This window comes from Thermosynechococcus sp., from assembly GCF_046299635.1.
In the GTDB taxonomy this organism is placed as follows: Bacteria; Cyanobacteriota; Cyanobacteriia; order Thermosynechococcales; family Thermosynechococcaceae; genus Thermosynechococcus.
In genome coordinates, this window is sequence record NZ_JBKBHV010000068.1 from 1 (window position 1) to 671 (window position 671).

Consider the following 671-nt stretch of genomic DNA (forward strand, 5'->3'; position numbering starts at 1 on the left):
CTGTACATGCCAAGGCATCCACCAAATGCTCTTACCTCACGCTTGAGAATCCACACCATCAACGACAGGCCTGCATAAAGCCCGCGCTGGGATAGGTGCGGAAGATAATCTCAGCCAGATATACATCTGTAAGTGTCGCACCACTCCGCACGTCCGTAGACCTGCGGCGTCATGCGCCACGGCATCGATTAAAAACCCATTCACAATGTCAAAGACGGCGATCGAAATCGCCTGACCGGCATGAAGCCGGATCCGCTTTCGTTTCATCCTGGAGAGAAGTGCGCTGGTGGAGCCTATCGGGATCGAACCGATGACCCCCTGCTTGCAAAGCAGGTGCTCTCCCAGCTGAGCTAAGGCCCCGTCAGTGCGCAATGAGTGGTGGGCCTGAGAAGATTCGAACTTCTGACCTCACCCTTATCAGGGGTGCGCTCTAACCGACTGAGCTACAGGCCCACACCTCACCCGAACGGCCATGAGGCCGCGGAGGGCGTGAGCCAGCTCAGGCGTTTCGCCTGCACGAGCCAAGGCCCGCGCGGCGATCTCCAGTGATGAAAGGACATGAGGACGACGGCAGTGTTCTTTGGAATGGACGAAGCACTTCCGGGAGCAAGTCCCGGCGCTTTCGGCCGTATCCTTAGAAAGGAGGTGATCCAGCCGCAGGTTCCCCTACG

General features: G+C 58.1%; 2 tRNA genes. Both read right to left on the reverse strand.

From position 1 onward, the window contains the following. Window positions 1-284 precede the first annotated feature (284 nt). Window positions 285-360: transfer RNA gene (locus tag ACK4IR_RS12360), tRNA-Ala, on the reverse strand. 16 nt (window positions 361-376) lie between these two features. Continuing rightward, window positions 377-453 (reverse strand) — tRNA-Ile (locus tag ACK4IR_RS12365). Between the last annotated feature and the right edge of the window lie 218 nt (window positions 454-671).